Annotated in this window: 22 protein-coding genes; 14 read left to right on the top strand and 8 right to left on the bottom strand. The window is 69.6% G+C overall.

Features of this window, described 5'->3' with window-relative positions; translation table 11 throughout:
- The first annotated feature begins 6 nt into the window (after positions 1–6).
- The 4 genes from H7965_RS18460 to H7965_RS18445 are packed head-to-tail and all read left to right on the top strand — an operon-like array spanning position 7 to position 4973.
- On the top strand, positions 7–1278 hold the full coding sequence (locus H7965_RS18460) for an ABC transporter substrate-binding protein (protein ID WP_229682693.1): 1272 nt from the start codon (positions 7–9) through the stop codon (positions 1276–1278).
- A gap of 4 nt (positions 1279–1282) precedes the next feature.
- The gene (locus H7965_RS18455; protein WP_186772061.1) at positions 1283–2125 is read left to right on the top strand and encodes an ABC transporter ATP-binding protein; all 843 of its coding nucleotides are present in this window, start codon (positions 1283–1285) and stop codon (positions 2123–2125) included.
- Positions 2122–3360 (top strand): phenylacetate--CoA ligase family protein, encoded by a 1239-nt coding sequence (locus H7965_RS18450; protein ID WP_186772060.1) that lies wholly within the window; start codon positions 2122–2124, stop codon positions 3358–3360. The genes H7965_RS18455 and H7965_RS18450 overlap by 4 nt, the downstream gene beginning before the upstream one ends.
- The gene (locus H7965_RS18445; RefSeq protein WP_186772059.1) at positions 3360–4973 is read left to right on the top strand and encodes an acyl-CoA synthetase; all 1614 of its coding nucleotides are present in this window, start codon (positions 3360–3362) and stop codon (positions 4971–4973) included. The genes H7965_RS18450 and H7965_RS18445 overlap by 1 nt, the downstream gene beginning before the upstream one ends.
- Before the next feature lies 1 nt (position 4974).
- Here the strand turns inward: H7965_RS18445 and H7965_RS18440 are convergent, their stop codons facing one another.
- Complete coding sequence (locus H7965_RS18440) at positions 4975–5532, bottom strand: DUF2585 family protein (protein WP_186772058.1); 558 nt, start codon at positions 5530–5532, stop codon at positions 4975–4977.
- Positions 5529–6416 carry an S-methyl-5'-thioadenosine phosphorylase gene (locus H7965_RS18435; RefSeq protein ID WP_186772057.1) on the bottom strand — a complete coding sequence of 296 codons (888 nt, stop codon included), beginning with the start codon at positions 6414–6416 and terminating at the stop codon, positions 5529–5531. Before H7965_RS18435 ends, H7965_RS18440 begins: the two co-directional genes overlap by 4 nt.
- A gap of 83 nt (positions 6417–6499) precedes the next feature.
- Here H7965_RS18435 and H7965_RS18430 point away from each other — a divergent pair, with 83 nt between their 5' ends.
- Both H7965_RS18430 and H7965_RS18425 read left to right on the top strand, forming a co-directional pair.
- A complete protein-coding gene (locus H7965_RS18430) occupies positions 6500–7570 on the top strand; it encodes a glycosyltransferase family 2 protein (protein ID WP_186772056.1) in 1071 nt (356 codons plus the stop codon).
- Positions 7571–7668: 98 nt separating this feature from the next.
- Positions 7669–7815 (top strand): hypothetical protein, encoded by a 147-nt coding sequence (locus H7965_RS18425; protein WP_186772055.1) that lies wholly within the window; start codon positions 7669–7671, stop codon positions 7813–7815.
- Between the two features lie 181 nt (positions 7816–7996).
- Here H7965_RS18425 and H7965_RS18420 read toward each other — a convergent pair whose 3' ends face one another.
- From H7965_RS18420 to petA, 3 genes are read right to left on the bottom strand one after another with little or no spacing between them, the layout of a single operon-like run.
- Entirely contained in the window at positions 7997–8764 is a 768-nt protein-coding gene (locus H7965_RS18420) for a cytochrome c1 (protein ID WP_186772054.1), read from the bottom strand.
- Positions 8764–10035, bottom strand: coding sequence for a cytochrome b (locus H7965_RS18415; protein WP_186772053.1), 1272 nt, complete (start codon positions 10033–10035; stop codon positions 8764–8766). The genes H7965_RS18420 and H7965_RS18415 overlap by 1 nt, the downstream gene beginning before the upstream one ends.
- 10 nt (positions 10036–10045) lie before the next feature.
- A complete protein-coding gene (petA, locus tag H7965_RS18410) occupies positions 10046–10594 on the bottom strand; it encodes a ubiquinol-cytochrome c reductase iron-sulfur subunit (RefSeq protein WP_186772052.1) in 549 nt (182 codons plus the stop codon).
- 198 nt (positions 10595–10792) lie between these two features.
- Here petA and hemF point away from each other — a divergent pair, with 198 nt between their 5' ends.
- From hemF to H7965_RS18385, 5 genes are all read left to right on the top strand, one after another.
- Positions 10793–11683, top strand: coding sequence for an oxygen-dependent coproporphyrinogen oxidase (gene hemF / locus H7965_RS18405; protein WP_186772051.1), 891 nt, complete (start codon positions 10793–10795; stop codon positions 11681–11683).
- Positions 11684–11720: 37 nt separating this feature from the next.
- Positions 11721–12698, top strand: a complete 978-nt coding sequence (locus H7965_RS18400; protein WP_186772050.1) for an NADPH:quinone reductase — start codon at positions 11721–11723, stop codon at positions 12696–12698.
- A gap of 46 nt (positions 12699–12744) precedes the next feature.
- Entirely contained in the window at positions 12745–13728 is a 984-nt protein-coding gene (locus H7965_RS18395) for a Bug family tripartite tricarboxylate transporter substrate binding protein (protein ID WP_186772049.1), read from the top strand.
- Between the two features lie 135 nt (positions 13729–13863).
- A complete protein-coding gene (locus tag H7965_RS18390) occupies positions 13864–14283 on the top strand; it encodes a tripartite tricarboxylate transporter substrate-binding protein (RefSeq protein ID WP_186772048.1) in 420 nt (139 codons plus the stop codon).
- Positions 14284–14486: 203 nt separating this feature from the next.
- Entirely contained in the window at positions 14487–15464 is a 978-nt protein-coding gene (locus tag H7965_RS18385) for a Bug family tripartite tricarboxylate transporter substrate binding protein (RefSeq protein ID WP_186772047.1), read from the top strand.
- A gap of 50 nt (positions 15465–15514) precedes the next feature.
- Here the strand turns inward: H7965_RS18385 and H7965_RS18380 are convergent, their stop codons facing one another.
- The 3 genes from H7965_RS18380 to H7965_RS18370 are packed head-to-tail and all read right to left on the bottom strand — an operon-like array spanning position 15515 to position 18674.
- On the bottom strand, positions 15515–16306 hold the full coding sequence (locus H7965_RS18380; protein ID WP_186772046.1) for an SDR family NAD(P)-dependent oxidoreductase: 792 nt from the start codon (positions 16304–16306) through the stop codon (positions 15515–15517).
- 53 nt (positions 16307–16359) lie between these two features.
- Entirely contained in the window at positions 16360–17376 is a 1017-nt protein-coding gene (gene hemB / locus H7965_RS18375; RefSeq protein ID WP_186772045.1) for a porphobilinogen synthase, read from the bottom strand.
- Positions 17373–18674 (bottom strand): O-acetylhomoserine aminocarboxypropyltransferase/cysteine synthase family protein, encoded by a 1302-nt coding sequence (locus H7965_RS18370; RefSeq protein WP_186772044.1) that lies wholly within the window; start codon positions 18672–18674, stop codon positions 17373–17375. Before H7965_RS18370 ends, hemB begins: the two co-directional genes overlap by 4 nt.
- Positions 18675–18822: 148 nt before the next feature.
- Here H7965_RS18370 and rpiB point away from each other — a divergent pair, with 148 nt between their 5' ends.
- From rpiB to nrdR, 3 genes are all read left to right on the top strand, one after another.
- Positions 18823–19272, top strand: a complete 450-nt coding sequence (gene rpiB / locus H7965_RS18365; protein WP_186772043.1) for a ribose 5-phosphate isomerase B — start codon at positions 18823–18825, stop codon at positions 19270–19272.
- 4 nt (positions 19273–19276) lie between these two features.
- Positions 19277–20578, top strand: a complete 1302-nt coding sequence (gene glyA / locus H7965_RS18360; RefSeq protein WP_186772042.1) for a serine hydroxymethyltransferase — start codon at positions 19277–19279, stop codon at positions 20576–20578.
- Positions 20579–20664: 86 nt separating this feature from the next.
- Positions 20665–21117 carry a transcriptional regulator NrdR gene (gene nrdR / locus H7965_RS18355; protein WP_186772041.1) on the top strand — a complete coding sequence of 151 codons (453 nt, stop codon included), beginning with the start codon at positions 20665–20667 and terminating at the stop codon, positions 21115–21117.
- The last annotated feature ends 70 nt before the right edge of the window (positions 21118–21187 follow it).

The following is a 21187-nucleotide window of genomic DNA, read 5'->3' as shown; positions in this document are numbered from 1 at the left end:
AGGATAATGCTGGGGCTGACGGCGGTTGCGGCGCTGGCGTTGCCAGCTGTGGCGCAGCAGCGGATTCCGGTCGGTCATCTGATGGACAACTCCGGCGCCACCAGCGATGTCGGCGTGCCCTATGGCCAGGGCGTGGCGGATACTCTTGCCTGGGTGAACGCCAGCCGCAACGGCATCGCCGGACGGCCGTTGAACGTGCTGAGCTTCGACTACGGCTACCAGGCGCCGCGCGCCGTCAGCCAGTACCAAGCCTGGTCGCGCGAGCGGGTGGTGGCCATCCAGGGCTGGGGCACCGCGGATACCGAGGCGCTGGTGCGCTTCGTGACGCGCGACCGCATTCCCTTCATCTCCGGCTCCTACTCCGCGGCGCTGACCGATGCCGGCGGCAAGTCCGGGCGGCAGGGCGTCGAGGCTGCGCCCTATAATTTCTTCTACGGCCCGTCCTACTCCGACGCGCTGCGCGCCATGCTGCGCTGGGCTGCGGATGACTGGAAGGCGAAGGGCGGCCAGGGGAGGCCGAAATACGTCCATATGGGCGGCAACCATCCCTATCCGAACTCGCCCAAGGCGGCGGGCGAGGCGCTGGCCGCCGAACTCGGCTTCGAGGTGCTGCCGGCGATCGTCTTCGCCCTGACCCCGGGCGACTACACCGCGCAGTGCCTGACCCTGAAGAGCCAGGGCGCGAACTACGCCTACCTCGGCAATACCGCGGGATCGAACATCTCCGTTCTGCGCGCCTGCCAGACCGCCGGGGTGCAGGTGCAGTTCCTCGGCAATGTCTGGGGCATGGACGAGAATGCCATGAAGGCCGCCGGCGCGGCGGCGAATGGCGTGGTCTTCCCGGTGCGCACCGCGGTGGTCTGGGGTCAGCAGGCGCCGGGCATGGCCACGCTCCAGCAGATCAGCCGCGTCTCCGACCCCGCCGGCACCGCCTATCGCCCGGTGCACTATCTTGCCGGCGCCTGCGCCGCGATGCTGATGGTGGAGGCGATGGAGACCGCCACCGCGAACAACGGCCAGATCACCGGGGAGCGCATCCGCGACGGCTTCTATGCAAAGCAGAATTGGGTGCCGCGCGGCTTCGACGGTGTCTGCAACCCTTCGACCTTCACCGCGGACGATCATCGCGGCACCTTGCGCGTCGGCCTCTACCGCGCCGTGGTCAGCGGCGACACCAGCCAGGGCAGCGTCGCCGATCTCATGCGCGCCGGGACCATGAAGCTGGAGCCGGTGACGACCATCGAGCTGGAACGCCGGCGCGAGCTGCTGGGCTGGTGAGGCGATGAGCGCCGGCCAGGAGACGCTCGGGCGAGCCCCGGCAGCGGCGGCGCAACCCGCGCCGCTGCTGGAGGTGAACAACATTGAGGTCGTCTACAACGACGTCATCCTGGTGCTGCGCGGCTTGTCGCTCAGCGTGCCGGCGGGCAAGATCGTGGCGCTGCTCGGCGCCAATGGCGCGGGCAAGTCGACCACGCTGAAGGCCATCTCCGGCCTGTTGAAGACCGAGGAAGGCGAGGTGACGCGCGGCGAGATCCGCTTCGGCGGCGAGCGCATCGACGGCATCGACCCGCACCTCATTGTCCGGCGCGGCATCTTCCAGGTGATGGAAGGCCGCCGGATCATCGCCGACATGACCTGCCTCGAGAACCTCCGCCTCGGCGCCTTCATCCGGAGGGATGCCGAGGTGAAGCATGACATCGAGATGGTCTATTCCTATTTCCCCCGGCTGAAGGAGCGCACCGGCCTTGCCGGCTACCTCTCGGGCGGGGAGCAGCAGATGCTCGCCATCGGCCGGGCGCTGATGGCGCGGCCGAAGCTGATCCTGATGGACGAGCCCTCCATGGGTCTGTCGCCGCTGCTGGTGAAGGAGGTCTTCGGCATCATCCGCCGGCTGAACGAGGAGCTCGGCATCACCATCCTGCTGGTCGAGCAGAACGCCCGCATGGCGCTCTCCGTCGCCAGCCACGCCTATGTGATGGAGCAGGGCAAGGTCGTGCTGGACGGCACCGCCGAAGCGCTCGCATCCAATGAGGATGTGAAGGAGTTCTACCTCGGCGGCCATGGGACGGAGCGGAAATCCTTCCGCAACCTGAAATCCTACAAGCGACGGAAGCGGTGGCTGTGAGCGAGCATTTCGACTCTCTGGAAACCCGCAGCGCCGAGGCGCGTGCCGAAGCGCTGGCCGCCGCCCTGCCGCGCCAGGTCGCGCATGCGAGAGCCAGTGCGCCCTATTATGCGCAGCGGCTGGATGGCTTAGACCCGGCGGTAGTCACCGATATGGCCGCATTGGCGCATCTGCCGGTCACCCGGAAATCCGCGCTCATTGAGCACCAGGCGGCGGAGCCGCCCTTCGGCGGCGTGGTCGCCTCGCCCTTCGGCAGCCTCGCTCGCGTCTACGCCTCGCCGGGCCCGCTCTATGAGCCGGAAGGCGAGGGACCGGATTACTGGCGCTTCGCCCGGGCGCTGCACGCCACCGGCTTCCGCGCCGGAGACCTGCTGCATAACTGCTTCGCCTATCACTTCACCCCGGCCGGCAGCATGCTGGAAGGTGGCGCCCGCGCCCTCGGCTGCCCGGTCTTCCCCGCCGGCACCGGCAATACCGAGATGCAGGCCCGCGCCGCGGCGCAGCTGCGCCCACGCTGCTACAGCGGCACGCCGGAGTTCCTCAAGGCGATCCTGGAGAAGGGCGAGGAGCTGGGCCTCGACCTCGCCTCGCTGCGGCTCGGCCATGTCTCCGGCGGCGCCTATCTGCCGTCGCTGCGCGCTTGGTACGCCGAGCGCGGGATGACCGTGCTGCAAAGCTACGGCACCGCCGATCTCGGCCTCATCGCCTATGAGAGCGTGGCGCGCGAGGGGCTGATCCTCGATGAGGGCGTGGTGGTGGAGATCGTTCGGCCTGGCACCGGCGAACCGTTGCCGGAGGGCGAGGTGGGGGAGGTGGTGGTGACCACGCTCAACCCGGTGCATCCGCTGCTGCGCTTCGCCACCGGCGATCTCTCGGCGATCCTGCCCGGCGCCTCGCCCTGCGGCCGCACCAATGCCCGCATCCGCGGCTGGATGGGCCGCGCCGACCAAGCCGCGAAGGTGCGCGGCATGTTCGTCCGCCCCGAGCAGGTGGCGGAGTTGCTGCGCGCCGTGCCTGGCGTGGCGCGGGCGCGGCTGGTGGTGGCGCTGGACGGCGACCGCGACACCATGCTGCTGCGCGCCGAGGCCGCGGCGCCGGATGAGGCGCTGGTGACCCGGCTCGGCCTCGCCCTGCAGGCGGCGACGCGGCTGCGCGGCACGGTCGAGCTGGTGCCGCCGGGCAGCCTGCCGAACGACGGCAAGGTTATCGACGATACCCGCCCGGTGCCCGGCTGATGCTGCCGCCGGGCGACAGCTACGACGCGATCCGCGCCGGTTTCCGCTGGCGCATCCCGCCGCGCTACAACATCGGCGTTGATGTCTGCGACCGTTGGGCGGATGGCTCCGGCCGGCCTGCTGTGCTGCACCTGCTGGCCGATGGACGCATCGAGCGCATCAGCTTCGACGCGCTGAAGGCCGCCAGCAACCGTCTCGCCAATGTGCTGCGGGCAGAGGGCATCCGGCGTGGCGACCGCGTCGGGGTGCTGCTGCCGCAGGTGCCGGAGGCGGCGATCGCCCATATCGCCGCCTATAAGCTCGGCGCCATCGCGGTGCCGTTGTTCCAGCTCTTCGGCGAGGAGGCGCTGGCCTTCCGGCTGCGCGACTGCGGCGCCGCGGCGCTGGTCACCGATGCCGTCGGCCTCGGCAAGCTCGCCGGCATCCGTGCCGCGCTGCCCGCGCTGCGGCTGGTGCTCAGCGCCGATGGTGCGGGCGATGCGGCGCTCGACCTGGGGGCGCGGATGGCGCGCGCCAGCGACCGCTTCGCGCCGGTGGACACTGCCGCCGACGACCCGGCGCTGATCATCTACACCTCCGGCACCACCGGCGCGCCGAAGGGTGCGCTGCATGCGCATCGGGTGCTGCTCGGCCACCTGCCCGGCGTCGAGATGCCGCAGGAGATGTTCCCGCAGAAGGGCGATCTGTTCTGGACGCCGGCGGACTGGGCCTGGATCGGCGGGCTCTGCGACGTGCTGCTGCCGAGCCTGCACCACGGCGTGCCGGTGCTGGCGCATCGCATGGCGAAGTTCGATCCGGATTTCGCCTTTCGGCTGATGGCCGAGCATGGCGTGCGCAATGCCTTCCTGCCGCCGACCGCGCTCAAGCTGATGCGCGGCACCACGCCGCCGCCGGGCCTCCGGCTGCGCAGCCTCGGCAGCGGAGGGGAGACGCTGGGGGTCGAGCTGCTGGAATGGGGCCGCGCCAGCTTCGGCTGCGCCATCAACGAATTCTACGGCCAGACCGAATGCAACCTCGTCATCAGCAATAGCAGCGGCATCCTGCCGCTGAAGCCTGGCTCCATGGGCCGCGCCGTGCCGGGGCATGAGGTGGCGGTGGTGGATCCGGCGGGGGTGCCGGTGGCGGCGGGCATCCAGGGCAATATCGCCGTGCGGCGACCGGATCCGGTGATGTTCCTCGGTTATTGGAACAACCCGGCGGCAACGGCGGCGAAATTCGTCGGCGACTGGCTGATCACCGGCGACCGGGGGGTGCAGGAGGCGGACGGCTACTTCCGCTTCATCGGCCGGGAGGATGACGTGATCACCTCCGCCGGCTACCGCATCGGCCCCGGCGAGATCGAGGATTGCCTGCTGCGCCACCCCGCCGTCGCGATGGCCGCCGTCATCGGCCTGCCCGACCCGCTGCGGACCGAGGCGGTGACCGCGGTCATTGTCCCGGCCCCCGGGGTGGCGCCGGATGCGGCGCTGGCCGCGGCCCTGCAGCAGCATGTGCGCAGCCGCCTTGCCGCCCATGCCTATCCGCGGCGGGTGGAATTCGTGGAGGCGCTGCCGCTGACCGCGACCGGCAAGGTGATGCGCGGCGAATTGCGGCGCAGGCTTGCCGCCAGCTGACCTACGGCGCGGCCTGCCAGTTGAGGATCGACTGCAGCGGATAGAGCAGCATGAGCAGGTTGAGCGTGAGGTTGTCGCGGATCACCGCCAGCGCCAGCGCTTCCAGCCCGAGTGCCAGGACCACTGAAGCCCAGACCGGCAGCCGCGCCGCCAGCCAGAAGCCCAGCAGCGTTGTCAGCATGTCGCTGACCGAATTCAGCACGCTGTCGCCGTGGTAGCCGAGGGCGATGGTCGCCTCACGGTAGCGGGCGATGGCCCAGTCGGTGTTCTCGGTGACTTCCCAGGCGATCTCGACCGCGAAGGCGATCAGCGCCCGGAGGCCGAGTGCCGCGCGCGGCGCCGCCCAGGCGAGGGCCGCGTAGAAGATCAGCCCATGAACGATGTGGGATAGGGTGTACCAATCGGCGATCTGCTGCGAGTTCTCCGGGCTCAGCACCTCATTCTGCCAGAGCCGGATGGTGCCGCAGCGGCAGATGGGCGTGCGGCCCATCGCCAGTTCGATCTTCGCTGCCGCGTGCAGAAGGAGGAGGCCGAGGATCCAGTAGTGCGCGTTCCTCACGCGGCGCGCAGCACCCGGCCGGCAACGGCGTCGAGCTTCGCCAGCAGCGCCGGGTCGCGCTTCTCCGGCGCGGTGATCAGCGCATGGTCCAGCGCGCGGTCGCAGCCGGCGGGGCAGGGGCCGCGCCTCTGCCCCAGCTTCGGCACCACCGCCTTCACCAGCGCCCGCGCCTTGTCGGCATTGCCGAACAGCACCTTCACCACTTGGTCGACGGTGACGTGGTCATGGTCCGGGTGCCAGCAGTCGAAGTCGGTCACCATGGCGACGGTCGCGTAGCAGAGCTCCGCCTCGCGGGCGAGCTTGGCCTCCGGCATGTTGGTCATGCCGATGACGCTGCAGCCCCATTGCCGGTACAGCTCGCTTTCCGCCTTGGTGCTGAACTGCGGGCCTTCCATCACCAGATAGGTTCCGCCGCGCGTCACCGGCAGCGCCAGTTCCCGTGCCGAGGCCTCCAGCGCATCGCCGAGCCGCGGGCAGACCGGATGCGCCACCGAGACATGCGCCACGCAGCCGGTGCCGAAGAAGCTCTTCTCCCGGGCGAAGGTGCGGTCGATGAACTGGTCGACGATGACGAAATGCCCCGGCGGCAGGTCTTCCCGCAGCGAGCCGACGGCCGAGAGCGAGAGGATCTCGGTCACCCCGGACCGCTTCATCGCATCGATGTTGGCGCGGTAGTTCAGCGCGCTCGGCGGTGTCGGGTGGCCGCGGCCATGGCGCGGCAGGAAGACGCAGCGCACCCCGGCCAGCCGGCCGAACAGCAGCAGGTCGGAGGGCTCGCCCCAAGGGGTTTCCACCCGGCGCCACGCGCGCTCCTCCAGCCCGTCGATGTCGTAGAGGCCGGAGCCGCCGATCAGGCCGATGACGGGTTCGATGAGGTCGGGCATGGCGGCTCCTGCGGTCGTCGGCTAGGCTTCTAGCCTGAATCGGCGCGGTTCTGTAGTTCTGTTGCGCCGGGAAGAGGGCGATGATGCAACCGCGGATCAGCGTGCTGATGACGACCTGGAACGGGGCTGCCAGCATCGGCGCCAGCATCGCCAGCATCCTTGGCCAGAGCTTCACCGATTTCGAGTTGGTGGTGGTGGATGACGGCTCGACCGACGCCACGCCGGGGATCCTCGCGGGGATCGACGACCCGCGGCTCATCGTGCTGCGGCCGCCGCGCAACCTCGGCATCGTCGGCGCCCGGAACTTCGGCTTCGCCGCCTGTCGGGGGGAATACCTCGCGGCGCTCGACCATGACGACCTGAGCCATCCCGACAGGCTAGCCCTACAAGTGGCGCATTTGGATCGTCATCCAGAGGTGGTGGTTCTCGGCACCGGGGTCGAGGTCCACTCCAAGGGTCGGCGTTGGCGGCGCGGCACCGACCATCCCCCTCGCCTGACGCCGCAGCAGCTGCGCTGGCTGCTGCTGGTCGACAACCCCTTCACCTGGTCCTCGGTGATGCTCAGGACCGCGGCGCTGCGCCGGCTGGATGGCTTCCTGCGGCCGGAGGCGGAATATGCCGATGATTTCGACCTTTACCACCGGCTGCTGGCGGTGGGTGAGGTGGACCGGCTGGAGACGGTGCTGACCACCTATCGCTGGCACGCAACCAATACGAGCCATGCCCAGGGCGGCCCGCTGTCGCAGCGGGCCGCTGCGGTCCTGGCAGCGGCCTACCAGCCCTGGCTGGGCGAGGCGGCGCCGGAGGCGGCGAGGCTGGCGGTGCGGCATTTCACCGACCGCCAGCCGGCACGGGATGCGGCGACCCTGGCGCGGCTCGGCCAGATCCTGGCGCGGCTGCTGGACGGATTCTGCGCCGGCCTGCCCGCATCATCGCGCGCCGCGGTGGAGGAAGCGGCAGCGCGCCTGTGGTGGCGGGTGGTCCGCAGCGCGGTGCGCAGCGGCCATCCCGGCCTGCTCAGGCTCCGTGCTGGCCAGCCGGGGCTGCGGCGCGGCTTCCGACCGGGGGCGGTGGATGTCGCCAGCTCCCTCGGTATCGGCCTGCTGCGGTCCCGGGCCTCGACCCGCCGGCTATTGGCGCGGTTGCACGGCTGAACTGGCGTGTGCTGGCGGCATGGGTGGCGGGGCAGGGGGCAGCGATGGCATCATGCCGCGGTGCCGCGGAATGGCGCACAGCTGAAACAGGAGCCGCCATGTCCGCCCATCTTGCCTCGATGATCCTGCTCTGCGCACTCGGCCTCGGGGCCTGCGCGCCCTCCGGTCTGGCGCCGACCGCCGACGGCATCGATCGTGGCACGGCCCTGCCGCCACCCGGCCTGGTCACCCCCGTCCGCAACTAGAACGCCCGGCACAGCCGTTTCGCGGCCTTGCCGGGGGGGCTTGATGTCCTCCCGACCGCAAGGCCGTGGGAGGATAGCAGGCGCGCCTGGTCCAGAAAGGCACTCATGGAAAAGGCCGCCCGAGGGCGGCCTTCATTGGCAGAGGGGCTGGCTGTCTCGGGCCAGGCCGAGGTTCGACGGATCAGTGGACGTCGGCCCAGATCTTCCGCTTCACGCCATAGGCGAGGAAGCCGAGGACGGTCAGGAAGAGGATGAACTTCACCCCCAGCGCCTTGCGCTGCTCGAGCTCCGGCTCGGCCGCCCAGGCGAGGAATTGGGTGACGTCCCGGGCCATCTGGTCGACGGTCGCATTGGTGCCGTCGTGGAACTCGACCTGACCGTCGCCGCTCAGCGGCGGGGCCATGGCGATCTGATGGCCGGGGAAGTACTTGTTGTAGTTCATCCCTTCCATCAGCGTCACATCGGCCGGCGGATCGGCGTAGCCGGTCAGCAGCGCATGAATGTAGTCGGCGCCGCCCTCACGGGCCTTCACGATCACCGAGAGGTCGGGTGGCAGGGCGCCGTTGTTGGCCGCCCGCGCCGCCCGTTCATTGGCGAAGGGGCTGCGGAAGCGGTCGGAAGGACGCCCGGGGCGCTCGAACATCGCGCCCTCGTCGTTCGGCCCGTCCTGCACCTCGACTGTCGCTGCGATCGCCCGCACCTCGGCATCCGAGAGGCCGAGGTCCCGCAGGTTGCGGTACGACAGCAGATGCATCGAATGGCAGCTCGCGCAGACTTCCTTGTAAACCTGGAAGCCGCGCTGCGCCGAAGCACGGTCGAAATGACCGAACAGCCCGTCGAAGGAGAAGCGGGTGTCGGGCACATGCACCTCGCCGGCCGCCAGGGCAGGGCCGGCGGCTGCCAGACCGGCAGCGACCAGCAGGGCCTTCAGGCTGTGAAAGCGGCGCATCAGGCCTTCTCCATCGGCTTGCTCATGGCGCCGGCGGGCAGCGGTCCACCACCGCGCAGCACCGGCATGGCGATGCTCTCGGGCAGCGGCAACGGCCGCTCCAGCCGCCCCAGCAGCGGCAGGATCACCAGGAAGTAGGCGAAGTAGTAGAGGGTGGCGATCCGGCTGATGGTGACGAAGGGCTCATCCGGCGGCTTGCCGCCGCAGTACAGCAGCACCAGGAAGGACAGCAGCCAGATGAACAGCGCCACCCGGGCCACCGGCCGGAACCGCATCGACCGGATCGGCGAGGTGTCGAGCCAGGGCAGCACGAACAGCACGGCGATGGCGCCGAACATCATCAGCACGCCGCCGAGCTTGTCCGGAATCGCGCGCAGGATGGCGTAGAACGGTAGGAAGTACCATTCTGGCACGATGTGCGGCGGCGTCACCAGCGGGTTGGCCGGGATGTAGTTGTCGGCATGGCCCAGCATGTTCGGGAAGAAGAACACCAGTACCGCGAAGACGATGAAGTAGACCACCAGGCCGACGCTGTCCTTCGCCGTATAGTAGGGGTGGAAGGGCAGGGTGTCCTGCGGCCCCTTCGGGTCGATGCCAAGCGGGTTGTTCGAGCCGGTGATGTGCAGCGCGGCGACGTGCAGGAACACCACGCCGAAGATCACGAAGGGCAGCAGGTAGTGCAGGCTGAAGAAGCGGTTCAAGGTCGGATTGTCGACCGAGAAGCCACCCCACAGCCAGGTCACGATGCTCTCGCCGACCAGCGGGATGGCGCTGAACAGGTTGGTGATGACAGTGGCGCCCCAGAACGACATCTGGCCCCAGGGCAGCACGTAGCCCATGAAGGCGGTGGCCATCATCAGCAGGAAGATGACAACACCCAGCATCCACAGCAGTTCGCGCGGCGCCTTGTACGACCCGTAGTAGAGGCCGCGCCAGATGTGGATGTAGACCACGATGAAGAACATGCTGGCGCCGTTGGCATGGACGTAGCGCAGCAGCCAGCCGTAATTCACGTCGCGCATGATCCGTTCGACGCTGTCGAAGGCCATGCTGACATGCGGGGTATAGTGCATTGCCAGGACGACGCCGGTCGCGATCATGACCAGCAGGTTCACCATCGCCAGGGCGCCGAAATTCCAGAGGTAGTTGAAGTTACGGGGCGTGGGGAACGTCCCGTACTCCTTCTGCATCAGGGTGATGACGGGCAGGCGGGCGTCGATCCAGCGCAGGACCGGATTGGCGACGTCGCTCTTGTGCAGGCCGGTTGCCATGACGTGCTCCTCAGCCGACGCGGATTTGCGTGTCGGAGGTGAAGGCATATTCGGGCACCAGCAGGTTGGTCGGTGCCGGCCCCTTCCTGATTCGGCCCGAGGTGTCGTAGTGGCTGCCGTGGCAGGGGCAGAACCATCCGCCGTAGTCGCCCCGCGGGTCGGTCGGCTTCTGGCCGAGCGGCACGCAGCCAAGATGGGTGCAGACGCCGACCAGCACCAGCCACTGGTCCTTCTTGACCCGCGACTGGTCGGTCGCCGGGTCCGGCAGCTGGGACAGCGGCACCTGGCGCGCCACCTGGATCTCCTCCGCGGTGCGGTTGCGGACGAACACCGGCTTGCCACGCCACATCACCGTCACTGCCGAGCCGGTGGCGATCGGGGTGAGATCGACCTCCGTGGTGGACAGCGCCAGCACATCCCGTGCCGGGTTCATCGAACTGATAAAGGGCCAGACGACGGCGCCGACGCCGACCGCCGCGAAGGCGCCTGTCACCAATTGCAGGAAATCCCTGCGGGTCTCGCCGTCCTGCGGCGCCGTCGGCGCCATACTATCGGCCATGCCTCGTCGTCCCTGGTCACGGCCGCGCGCCTGCCCCGGGGCGGGGCGGGCGGGACCGAATTGGTGCGGCGGCAGGGTCGGGCCGGGCAGCCGCCGGCCTGCGCCGCCCCGCCGCGCTGCGCCGCATATAAAGGTACCCTCCACAGGGTGGCAATCCGCTGGCGATGCAATCAGAATCATCCCGAACCGGAGAACCTCGTGACGAACACCCAGAACCCCGCCGATCATGCTTTCGCCGGCCCCGCCCAGGCCTGGTTCGAATCGCTGCGGGACCGCATCTGCGCCGCCTTCGAGGCGATCGAGGATGCCGGCGATCAGGGCCCGCATGGCGGCCTGCCGCCCGGCCGTTTCGAGCGCACCGCCTGGACCCGCCCCGAAGGTGGCGGCGGCGTCATGGGCGTGATGCGCGGCCGGGTGTTCGAGAAGGTGGGGGTGAATGTTTCCGCCGTGCATGGCGAGTTCTCGCCCGAATTCCGCAAGCAGATCCCCGGCGCCGAGGCGGATCCCCGCTTCTTCGCCACCGGCATTTCCCTGGTCGCGCATATGCGAAGCCCGCGGGTGCCGGCGGTGCATTTCAACACCCGATTCCTGGCGACCACCCGGAGCTGGTTCGGCGGCGGCGGCGACATCACCCCGATGCGGCTCGATGCGCCCGAGTCGCTGGCCGATGCCGCGCGCTTTCACGCCGCCTTCCAGGCCGCCTGCGACCGTCACGACCCGGCCTGGTACCCACGCTTCAGGCAGTGGTGCGACGAATATTTCTACCTGCCGCATCGCGGCGAGGCCCGCGGATTAGGGGGCATCTTCTTCGACTGGCTCGGCGACCGCACCCCGGGGCATGGGATCGAAGCCGACTTCGAATTCGTCAGGGACGTCGGCCTCGCCTTCCTCGAGGTCTACCCGGCCATCATCCGCGACCGGATGGCCGAGCCCTGGACGGCGGCAGAGCGCGAGCACCAGCTGGTGCGGCGCGGCCGCTACGTGGAGTTCAACCTGCTGCACGACCGCGGTACACTCTTCGGCCTCAAGACCGGCGGCAATGTCGAGGCCATACTGATGTCGATGCCGCCGGAGGCCAAATGGCCTTGACCCGGTCTGGCCAAAGCACCCTGGAGAGGAATACGTCATGAAAGCCGTTTGGTACGACCGCACCGGCGGGTCGGAGGTCCTGACCTACGGCGAGCTGCCGACGCCGACCCCGGGCCCGGGGGAGGTGCTGGTCCGCCTCGCCGCCTCCGGCGTGAACCCCTCCGACTGGAAGACCCGGCGTGGCTCCTCCCGTCCCATGGCCTTCCCCCGCGTCATCCCGCACAGCGACGGTGCCGGCACCATCGAGGCAGTGGGGGAGGGCGTGGACCGCGGCCGCATCGGCCAGCGGGTCTGGATCTGGAACGGCCAGTGGAAGCGGCCCTTCGGCACCGCCGCGGACTACATCGCCCTGCCGGAAATCCAGGCCGTGCCCCTGCCGGAGGGCACCGGCTTCGACGCCGGTGCCTGTCTCGGCATCCCGGCGCTGACCGCGTTGCATGCGCTGGTGACGGATGGCGGGGTGACCGGGCAGCGGGTGCTGGTCACCGGCGGGGCCGGCTCGGTCGGCCATTACGCCATCCAATTCGCCCGGCTGCTGGGCGCCGCGCAGGTGATCGCCACCGTCAGCGGCGCGGCCAAGGCGGCGCATGCGATGGACGCCGGCGCCGATGCCACGGTGAATTACCGGGCGGAGGACGTGCCCGCCCGGGTGATGGAGCTGACCGCCGGCCAGGGCGTCGACCGGGTGGTGGAGGTGGATCTGGCTGGCAACGGGCCGATGATCCACAAGCTCTGCGCCCATGGCGCGGTGGTCGGTGCCTATGGCTCCAATACCCAGGAGGCGATCTTCCCCTTCTCACCGACCATCGTGAAGGGCATCGGGGTGCGCTTCTTCATCGTCTATGAGCTGACCGCGCCGCAGCGGGCGCAGGCGGTGGGGGCGCTGCAGTCCTGGCTGGCGCGCGGCCTGGTGCGCCATGCCATCGCCGCCCGCATGCCGCTCGCCGAATGCGCCGCGGCGCATGACGCGGTGGAGGGCGGCGCGCTGATGGGCAATCTGGTACTGGACTGCTGACCGGCCGGCACGCGATGCTTCCTCAAAACCGGGAGGAAACCATCGCATGCCACGACGCCGTCGCCTGCTGGCGGGCGCGGCCGGGCTGGCGTCTGCCGGCCTTGCCGCCCCCGCCATCGCCCAGCCCCGCTGGCCGGACCGGCCGGTACGGGTCGTCGTCGGCTTCCCGCCCGGCGGGTCGCTCGACATCCTGTCCCGGGTCCTGGCGGAGCAGCTCTCGGCCCGCAGCGGCCAGCCGGTGGTGGTGGAGAACCGGCCCGGCGCCGGCGGCAACATCGGCGCCGATGTGGTGGCCAAGGCGGCGCCGGACGGCACCACCATCGGGACCATCGGCTTCACCGTGCCCCTGGTCGCGCCACACCTCTATGCCCGGCTGCCCTTCGACCCGGTGAAGGATTTCGCCTATGTCTCCGAGGTCTGGGAATTTCCCAATGTCGCGGCGGTACCGGCACAGCACGTGCCGGCGCGGACGGTGGCGGAGTTCGCCGCCTGGGTGAAGCAGCGGCCGCAGGGCATCAGCTACGGCTCGCCCGGCGTGGGCACCTCGCCGCATCTCTCGGCCGCGCTCCTGCTCGACCGCCTTGGGCTGGCAGGGGTGCATGTGCCGTTCCGCGGCGCGGCGCAGACCATTCCGGCCATGCTCTCTGGCGATGTGCAACTCGCGGTGGACAACCTTGCCAGCTACATCTCGGTGATCCAGGAAGGCCGGATGCGGGCGCTGGCGGTGACCAGCGCGGAGCGCTGGCCGACCCTGCCGGAGGTGCCGACCATGGCGGAGGCCGGGATTCCCGACCTCACCCTGGCCTCCTGGACCTGCTGGGCATTCCCCGCCGGCACGCCACAGCCGATCATCACCCGCTTGGCGGAGGAGATCGCCACCATCAACGGCAGCGCCGCCATGCGCGAGCGGGCAATCGGCATGGGCGCCCGCATGCTCGCCAGCAACCCGGCGGCGGTGCAGGCCCGGCTGGACCGCGAGCGGGAGAAATGGCGGGAGATGGTTCGCCTCTCCGGTGCCCGGATGGAGTAGCCGCCATGCAGCGCGGAACGCTGATCGCCGCCACCGCCCTGTCTCCACTGGCCCGCTTCGCGCTGGCGCAGGGCGCCTGACCCAACCGCTTGGCCCGGCTCATCCTAGGCTTCCATCAGGCGCTCGCCCGACGTCATGGCCCGGCTGGCGGCGGAGCGGATGCGGCATCGCCTCGGCCAGCCCGCCGTCGTCGAGGCCCGCAGTGGCGCCTCCGGCCATATCGGCGCCGAGGCGACCTCCGGCGTGGTGCCGGATGGCTACACCACCGGCACCGTCAGCATGCACACCATCCTGATCAACCCGCTGCCGTTCAGCGGGCGACATCCACTTCGCCCTGGACAGTCTCGCCAGCTATATCGGCGTCATCAGGAAGGCCGCGTCCGGCCGCTGGCGGTCACCACCCGCGAACGCTGGCCGGCGCCGCCGGCCGTGGTGGGGGCGGCCATGGCCGGACTCTCGCTCGGTTCCTGGCACCTGTGGGCCGGGCCGCCCGGCACGCGGTCGGAGGTGATCGACCGCCTCTTGCAGGCGATCCGCGCTGCCTTCGCCGAGTAGGCGCTGCAGCAGTGGGTCATCGGCGTGGGGGCGTGGCTCATCGGTCCTCACCAGCGGAGGCGGCGGCGCGGCTGGAGCGGGAATGGCCGATCTGGGCGGAGATGGTCCGCATTTCCGGCGCAGAGCCGGAATGAAGGGGGCTTTCTTCGCCTGCCATAGGGTGCGATGACCGGACGGTCCAGGATCAGGAGAAATCTCCGCCCATGTTCCGCCGTCGTTCGCTATTGGCCGCCCCGCTGCTGCCGCTTGCCACGCCCGCCTTCGCGCAATCCGCCGGCGACTGGCCGAACCGGCCGGTGCGGGTCATCATTCCCTGGCCGCCCGGCGGTTCCACCGATGTGCTCGCGCGCATCGTCTGCGAGCAGCTGACCGCGAAGCTGGGCCAGCCCTTCGTGCTGGAGAACCGGCCAGGCGCCAGCGGCAACATCGGCATGGAGGCGATCGCCAGGGCGGCGCCCGATGGCTACACCCAGGGCCCGGCGACGGTGGCCAACCTCTCGATTGCGCAATTCCTCTACGCCAGGCTGCCCTTCGACCCGGAGAAGGACTTCTCGGTCATCTCCATGCATTGGGAACTGCCGAACGTGCTGGTGGCGCCGGCGCAGTACACGCCGCCGAACACCATGCAGGAGTTCATCGCCTGGGCGAAGTCGCGGCCGAACGGCGTCAGCTTCGGCAGCCCCGGTGTCGGTACCACGGCGCATCTCTGCGGTTCGCAATTCTGCGACCGGCAGAAAATCGATGGCCAGCACGTGCCGTTCCGCGGCGCGGCGCAGATCATCCCGGCGATGCTCTCCGGCGACCTGACCTTCGCCATCGACAATCTGGCCAGCTACATGCCGGTGATCGCGGAAGGCCGGATGAAGGCCTATGCGGTGACCAGCGCCGGGCGCTGGCCAACCCTGCCGAGCGTGCCGACCATGGCGGAGGCGGGGGTGCCCGATTTTGTCGTCACCTCCTGGTGCACCTGGGCCGCCCCGGCCGGGGTGCCGCGGCCGATCATCGACAAGGTGAATGCGGCGATGCGCGAGGTCGCCGCAGACCCCGAGGTGCAGAAGAAATTCGAGCGGACCGGCGCCCGGTGCGTCTGGAGCACGCCGGAGGATGCCACGGCCCATGCCGCGCGACAGCGGCCGATGTTCCAGGAGATGGTGCGGATCTCCGGCGCACGGATGGAATAGCGCCGGCGGCTGACAGGCCCTGGACCCGCGCGGGTTCAGGGCCGTGGCCATCAGAAGCCGGGGCGCGGGGTAAGCTCCATCACCACCTGGTCCAGCCCGCCATCCACCAGGATCTCGGCGCCGGTGACGTAGCTGGCACGCGGGCTGCACAGGAACAGCACCGCATCCGCCATGTCCTGCGGCGTGGCGACGCGACGCAGCGGCACCATGGCGGCGCGTTTCTCGGCGACGCCTGGTGCCTGGTAGAAAGCCTCCGACATCGGCGTGCGCACCAGTCCGGGCGAGACGATGTTGCTGCGGATGCCGTCCGGGCCCCATTCCAGCGCCAATTGGCGCGACAGCATCGCGACTGCCGCCTTGCTCGGCGAATAGGCGCCGCTGCGTGGCTGCGGGTTGCTGGCCGCGATGGAGGCGATGGAGACGATGGCGCCGCCGCGCCCCAGCATCTGCGGCCGGAAGGCCTGGGCGCAGAGCAGGTAGCCGGTCAGGTTCACCGTCAGCAGGGTGTTCCATTCCTCCAGCGGCAGCGTCGCCAGCGGCCCGGGGCGCAGGATGCCGGCATTGTTCACCAGTATGTCCACCGGGCCGAGCCGGTCCTGCGTCGCCCGCGCCGCATCGGCGATGCTGCCCTCGGAGCCGATGTCGCAGACCATGGCGGCGACAGTGCCGCCGGTGTCGCGCAGGCTATGCTCGATCGCGTGCAGCGCCTCCGCATCGCGGTCGAGCAGCATGACGGAGACGCCGGCTTCGACGAAGGATGCGGCGACGGCGCGGCCGATGCCGCCCGCGGCACCCGTGACCACGGCGATCCTGCCGCCGAGGCCGAGCCAATCGGTGTTCATCGCCTTCACCTCCCCCTTTTGAGCAGCGATGTGACCCGCTGCCGGGGAGAGGGTCAAGCCCGCAACAGCCGTGCGGCATCCGTCGCGAAATAGGTCAGCACGCCGTTCGCGCCGGCGCGCTTGAAGCCCAGCAGGCTTTCCAGCATCGCCCGCTCATGCTCCAGCCAGCCGTTGCGTACCGCAGCCATGATCATCGCGTACTCGCCGCTCACCTGATAGGCGAAGGTCGGCACGCCGAAGCGGTCCTTCACCCGGCGCACGATGTCGAGATAGGGCATGCCCGGCTTGACCATCACCATGTCGGCACCCTCGGCGAGGTCGAGCGCCACTTCGCGCAGCGCCTCGTCGGTGTTCGCCGGATCCATCTGGTAGGTCTTCTTGTCGCCGCGCAGTGCGCGGCCGCTGCCGACGGCGTCGCGAAACGGACCGTAGAATGCTGAGGCATATTTCGCGGCGTAGGACATGATGCGGGTGTCGATGAAGCCGCGCGCATCCAGTGCCTGGCGGATCGCGCCGATGCGGCCATCCATCATGTCGGAGGGCGCGATGACGTCGATGCCGGCCTCGGCCTGGTTCACCGCCTGGCCGACCAGCACGGTGACGCTGTCGTCATTGTGGACGTAGTCGCCGCCGCGGGTCTCGCGGATCACCCCGTCATGGCCATGATCGGTATAGGGGTCGAGCGCCACGTCGCCGACCAGGCCGAGCTGCGGGAATTCGCGCTTCAGCAGCCGCGCCGCGCGGCACATCAGATTCTCGGGGTTGAGTGCCTCGGTGCCCTCGGCGTCCTTCCGCTCCGGCGGCGTCATCGGAAAGAGCGCGAGCGCCGGGATGCCGAGCGTCGCGGCCTGCTCGACATGGCCGGCGAGCCGGTCGAGCGTGACACGGAGCACGCCGGGCATGGAGGCGACCTCGGTGGTCCGGCCGCTGCCCTCGATGAGGAAGATCGGCCAGATCAGGTCGTCGACCGTCAATGTATTCTCCGCCACCAGCCGCCGGGTCCAATCGTCCCGGCGGTTGCGGCGCATGCGGGTGCTGGGGAAGCTCCCCGTGGGAGTGCCTATGGTCATGTGGCTGCTTTCAACGCCTGGTCGAGATCGGCGATGATGTCGTCGATGTGCTCGATGCCGATGGACAGGCGCACATAGCCGGGCGTCACGCCCGTCGCCGCCTGCTCCTCGGCCGAGAGCTGGCTGTGCGTGGTGGTCGCCGGATGGATCGCCAGCGAGCGCGCGTCGCCGATATTGGCGACGTGGTAGAACATCTGCAGCGCGTTGATGAACTTCGCCCCGGCCTCGGCGCCGCCCTTCAGCTCGAAGCCCATCAGGCTGCCGTAGCCGCCCTTGAGATAGGCATCGGCGCGGCGCCGGGCCTCGCCGGATTGCAGGCTGGGGTGGATCACCTGGGTGACGGCGGGCTGTTCGGCCAGCCAGGCAGCGACTTTCAGCGCATTGGCGCAATGCCGCTCCATGCGCAGTGGCAGCGTCTCCAGCCCCTGTATGAAGAAGAAGGCGCTCATCGGCGACATGGCGCTGCCGAGGTCGCGCAGCAGGCAGGTGCGCATGCGGAGGATATAGGCGATGGGGCCGAGCGGCTTCACCGCCTGGGTCCAGATCGCGCCATGGTAGCTGGGGTCGGGCGTGTTCAGCGTCGGAAAGCGGTCGCCATGCGCCTCCCAGTCGAAATTCCCGCCATCGACCACGACGCCGCCGATGCTGGTGCCATGGCCGCCGATGAATTTGGTGGTGCTGTGCATCACCACCGCGGCGCCATGCGCCAACGGCTTGCAGAGGATGGGGGCGGCGGTGTTGTCCATGATCAGCGGCACGCCGAGCCTGCGGCCGATGGCGGCGACCTCGGCGATCGGGAAGACCTGCAGCTTGGGGTTCGGCAAGGTTTCGGCGTAATAGGCGCGGGTGCGGCTGTCGGTGGCGCGAGCGAAAGCCTCAGGGTCGGCGGGGTCGACGAAGCGGGTCTCGACACCAAGCTGCTTCAGCGTATTGGCGAAGAGGTTCCAGGTGCCGCCGTATAGATCGGTGGAGGAGACGATGTTGTCGCCCGGGGTCGTCAGGTTCAGCACCGAGAAGGTGGTGGCGGACTGGCCGGAGCTGACCGCCAGCGCCGCGACGCCGCCCTCGATCGCGGCGATGCGCGTCTCGAAGGCGTCCTGCGTCGGGTTCATGATGCGGGTGTAGATGTTGCCCAGCTCCTGCAGCCCGAACAGCCGGGCGGCATGGCCGGTGTCCTGGAACTGGAAACTGGTGGTCTGGTGGATCGGCACCGCGACCGAGCCGGTGGTGGGGTCGGCCCGATGGCTGCCGCCATGCAGCGCCAGGGTCTCGGGGCTGGTCCAAACCGGCTTGGTCATATGATGCCTCCCGCAACGCATTCTCGTGCGGGCTATCCCTGCCATTTCGCGGGCCCGGGCGGAAGGGGCGGCGCGCATGGCCGGGTTGCGGGGCGGCCGCAGGCCCTCAGGTATCGCGTCCGCCCCCCGGCGTGGTAGTCAGGCGCCCATGACCGCGCTCCCCATTGCCATCGGCGGCGACCATGCCGGGCTGCCGCTGAAATCCGTGCTCCAGCAGGCCCTGGCCGAGGCCGGACACGGGCTGATCGATTTCGGCACCCATTCGACCGAGAGCGTCGACTACCCGGATTTCGCCCATGCGGTGGCGGCCGAGGTCGAAGCCGGGCGGGCGCGCTTCGGCGTGCTGGTCTGCGGCACCGGCATCGGCGTCCAGATCGCCGCCAACCGCCACCCGGGCATCCGCGCCGCGGTGCTGCATGGCGCCACCGAGGCCCGGCTCACCCGGGCCCATAACGATGCCAATGTCGCCTGTTTCGGCGCCCGGCTGATCGGGCCGGAGGTGGCGCTGGACGCACTGCGGGTCTTCCTCGCGACCGAATTCGAGGGCGGCCGCCACGCCCGCCGCCTCGACAAGCTTTCCCCGAGCCACCAGGGCTGACCCGATGAACACGACCACCGCCTACCGTATCCCCGAGCGCTTCTTCGCCGCCGGCGTCGCCGAGGCCGACCCCGAGCTGGCCGCCGCCATCAGCCAGGAGCTCGGCCGGCAGCAGGATGGCATCGAGCTGATCGCCTCCGAGAACATCGTCTCCCGCGCCGTGTTGGAAGCTCAGGGTTCGGTGCTGACCAACAAATACGCCGAGGGCTATTCCGGTCGCCGCTACTATGGTGGTTGCGAATTCGTGGACATCGCCGAGACCCTGGCGGTGGAGCGGGCCAAGACGCTGTTCGCCTGCGGCTTCGCCAATGTGCAGCCGCATTCCGGCGCCCAGGCCAACCAGGCGGTGTTCCTGGCGCTGCTTGCCCCGGGTGATGCCTTCATGGGCCTCGACCTCGCCGCCGGCGGGCACCTGACCCATGGCTCGCTCGCCAACCTGTCCGGCAAGTGGTTCAAGCCGGTGCCCTATACGGTGCGGCGGGAGGATCAGCGGATCGACATGGCGGAGGTCCGCCGGATCGCGCTGGAGAACAAGCCGAAGCTGATCATCGCCGGCGGCAGCGCCTATGCCCGGCACTGGGATTTTGCCGAATTCCGCGCCATCGCCGATGAGATCGGCGCCTGGTTCATGGTCGATATGGCGCATTTCGCCGGCCTCGTCGCCGGCGGGGCGCATCCGTCGCCCTTCCCGCATGCCCATATCGCCACCACCACCACGCACAAGACCTTGCGTGGCCCGCGCGGCGGCATGATTCTCACCAATGACGAGGCGCTGGCGAAGAAGATCAGCAGCGCCGTCTTCCCCGGGCTGCAGGGCGGCCCGCTGATGCATGTGGTCGCCGCCAAGGCGGTGGCTTTCGCCGAGGCGCTGAAGCCCGAGTTCCGCGCCTATGCCCACGCCGTGGTCAGCAATGCCGCGGCGCTGGCCGAGGAGCTGAAGGGGCAGGGGCTCGACCTGGTCACCGGCGGCACCGACAACCACCTGCTGCTGGTCGACCTGCGGCCGAAGCGGCTGACCGGCAAGGCGGCCGAGGGCGCGCTGAACCGGGCGCACCTCACCTGCAACAAGAACGCAATCCCCTTCGATCCGGAGAAGCCGATGGTGACCTCCGGCGTCCGCCTCGGCACCCCGGCCGGCACCACCCGCGGCTTCGGCGATGCCGAGTTCCGCGAGGTCGGAAGGCTGATCGGCGAGGTGCTGGACGGGCTGGCGAAGGCCAATGACGCCGCGGCGAACTCCGCGGTGGAGGAGAGCGTGAAGGCAAGGGTGCTCGCGCTCTGCCAGCGCTTCCCCATTTATGGCTGACCCGGCAGGATAGGCGCCGTCCCGCTCTGCGGCGCCACGGTGGCCGCGGGGCCTGAGCTTACCCGTGCCACCGGAGGGCACCGCCTATGAAGTGCCCCTACTGCGGCAGCGACGACACCCAGGTGAAGGACAGCCGCCCGGCCGAGGACAGTGCGGCGATCCGCCGCCGCCGCTCCTGCCCGAGTTGCGGCGCCCGCTTCACCACCTTCGAGCGGGTCCAGCTGCGCGAGATCACCGTGCTGAAGAGCGATGGCCGCAGGGTGCCCTTCGACCGCGAGAAGGTCGCCCGCTCCATCCGCGTCGCGCTGCGCAAGCGGCCGGTCGGCGAGGACCGGATCGAGCGCATCGTCAACGGCATCCAGCGCCGGCTGGAGACCGAGGCGGAGAACGAGGTCACCTCCCGCCAGATCGGCGAGATCGTCATGGAGACGCTGAAGGAGGTGGACGAGGTGGCCTATGTCCGCTTCGCCAGCGTCTACCGCAATTTCAGCGAGGCGCGGGATTTCCGCGAATTCCTCGGCGGGCTGAAGTCGGGCTGAGCCTCCGGCCCCTTTCCCCGGGCCCCTGGCTGCGCCACTTTCCGCCGATGCGACTCCTCGCCCAGCGCTG

It is taken from the genome of Siccirubricoccus deserti, from assembly GCF_014283215.1.
GTDB classification, from domain to species: Bacteria; Pseudomonadota; Alphaproteobacteria; order Acetobacterales; family Acetobacteraceae; genus Siccirubricoccus; species Siccirubricoccus deserti.
Note: the sequence above shows the minus strand (reverse complement) of the source record. Positions and strands in the feature narration are given on the sequence as shown.

Bases quoted from the DNA above. Each gene is read 5' to 3' on its own strand.
- nrdR (WP_186772041.1), top strand. From the start codon at position 20,665: ATGAAGTGCCCCTACTGCGGCAGCGACGACACCCAGGTGAAGGACAGC.
- glyA (WP_186772042.1), top strand. From the start codon at position 19,277: ATGAACACGACCACCGCCTACCGTATCCCCGAGCGCTTCTTCGCCGCC.
- H7965_RS18435 (WP_186772057.1), bottom strand. From the start codon at position 6,416: ATGCCCGACCTCATCGAACCCGTCATCGGCCTGATCGGCGGCTCCGGC.
- H7965_RS18385 (WP_186772047.1), top strand. From the start codon at position 14,487: ATGTTCCGCCGTCGTTCGCTATTGGCCGCCCCGCTGCTGCCGCTTGCC.
- H7965_RS18445 (WP_186772059.1), top strand. From the start codon at position 3,360: ATGCTGCCGCCGGGCGACAGCTACGACGCGATCCGCGCCGGTTTCCGC.
- H7965_RS18390 (WP_186772048.1), top strand. From the start codon at position 13,864: ATGGCCCGGCTGGCGGCGGAGCGGATGCGGCATCGCCTCGGCCAGCCC.
- H7965_RS18400 (WP_186772050.1), top strand. From the start codon at position 11,721: ATGAAAGCCGTTTGGTACGACCGCACCGGCGGGTCGGAGGTCCTGACC.
- H7965_RS18395 (WP_186772049.1), top strand. From the start codon at position 12,745: ATGCCACGACGCCGTCGCCTGCTGGCGGGCGCGGCCGGGCTGGCGTCT.
- H7965_RS18425 (WP_186772055.1), top strand. From the start codon at position 7,669: ATGTCCGCCCATCTTGCCTCGATGATCCTGCTCTGCGCACTCGGCCTC.
- H7965_RS18430 (WP_186772056.1), top strand. From the start codon at position 6,500: ATGCAACCGCGGATCAGCGTGCTGATGACGACCTGGAACGGGGCTGCC.
- H7965_RS18370 (WP_186772044.1), bottom strand. From the start codon at position 18,674: ATGACCAAGCCGGTTTGGACCAGCCCCGAGACCCTGGCGCTGCATGGC.
- petA (WP_186772052.1), bottom strand. From the start codon at position 10,594: ATGGCCGATAGTATGGCGCCGACGGCGCCGCAGGACGGCGAGACCCGC.
- H7965_RS18415 (WP_186772053.1), bottom strand. From the start codon at position 10,035: ATGGCAACCGGCCTGCACAAGAGCGACGTCGCCAATCCGGTCCTGCGC.
- H7965_RS18420 (WP_186772054.1), bottom strand. From the start codon at position 8,764: ATGCGCCGCTTTCACAGCCTGAAGGCCCTGCTGGTCGCTGCCGGTCTG.
- hemB (WP_186772045.1), bottom strand. From the start codon at position 17,376: ATGACCATAGGCACTCCCACGGGGAGCTTCCCCAGCACCCGCATGCGC.
- H7965_RS18455 (WP_186772061.1), top strand. From the start codon at position 1,283: ATGAGCGCCGGCCAGGAGACGCTCGGGCGAGCCCCGGCAGCGGCGGCG.
- rpiB (WP_186772043.1), top strand. From the start codon at position 18,823: ATGACCGCGCTCCCCATTGCCATCGGCGGCGACCATGCCGGGCTGCCG.
- H7965_RS18380 (WP_186772046.1), bottom strand. From the start codon at position 16,306: ATGAACACCGATTGGCTCGGCCTCGGCGGCAGGATCGCCGTGGTCACG.
- H7965_RS18460 (WP_229682693.1), top strand. From the start codon at position 7: ATGCTGGGGCTGACGGCGGTTGCGGCGCTGGCGTTGCCAGCTGTGGCG.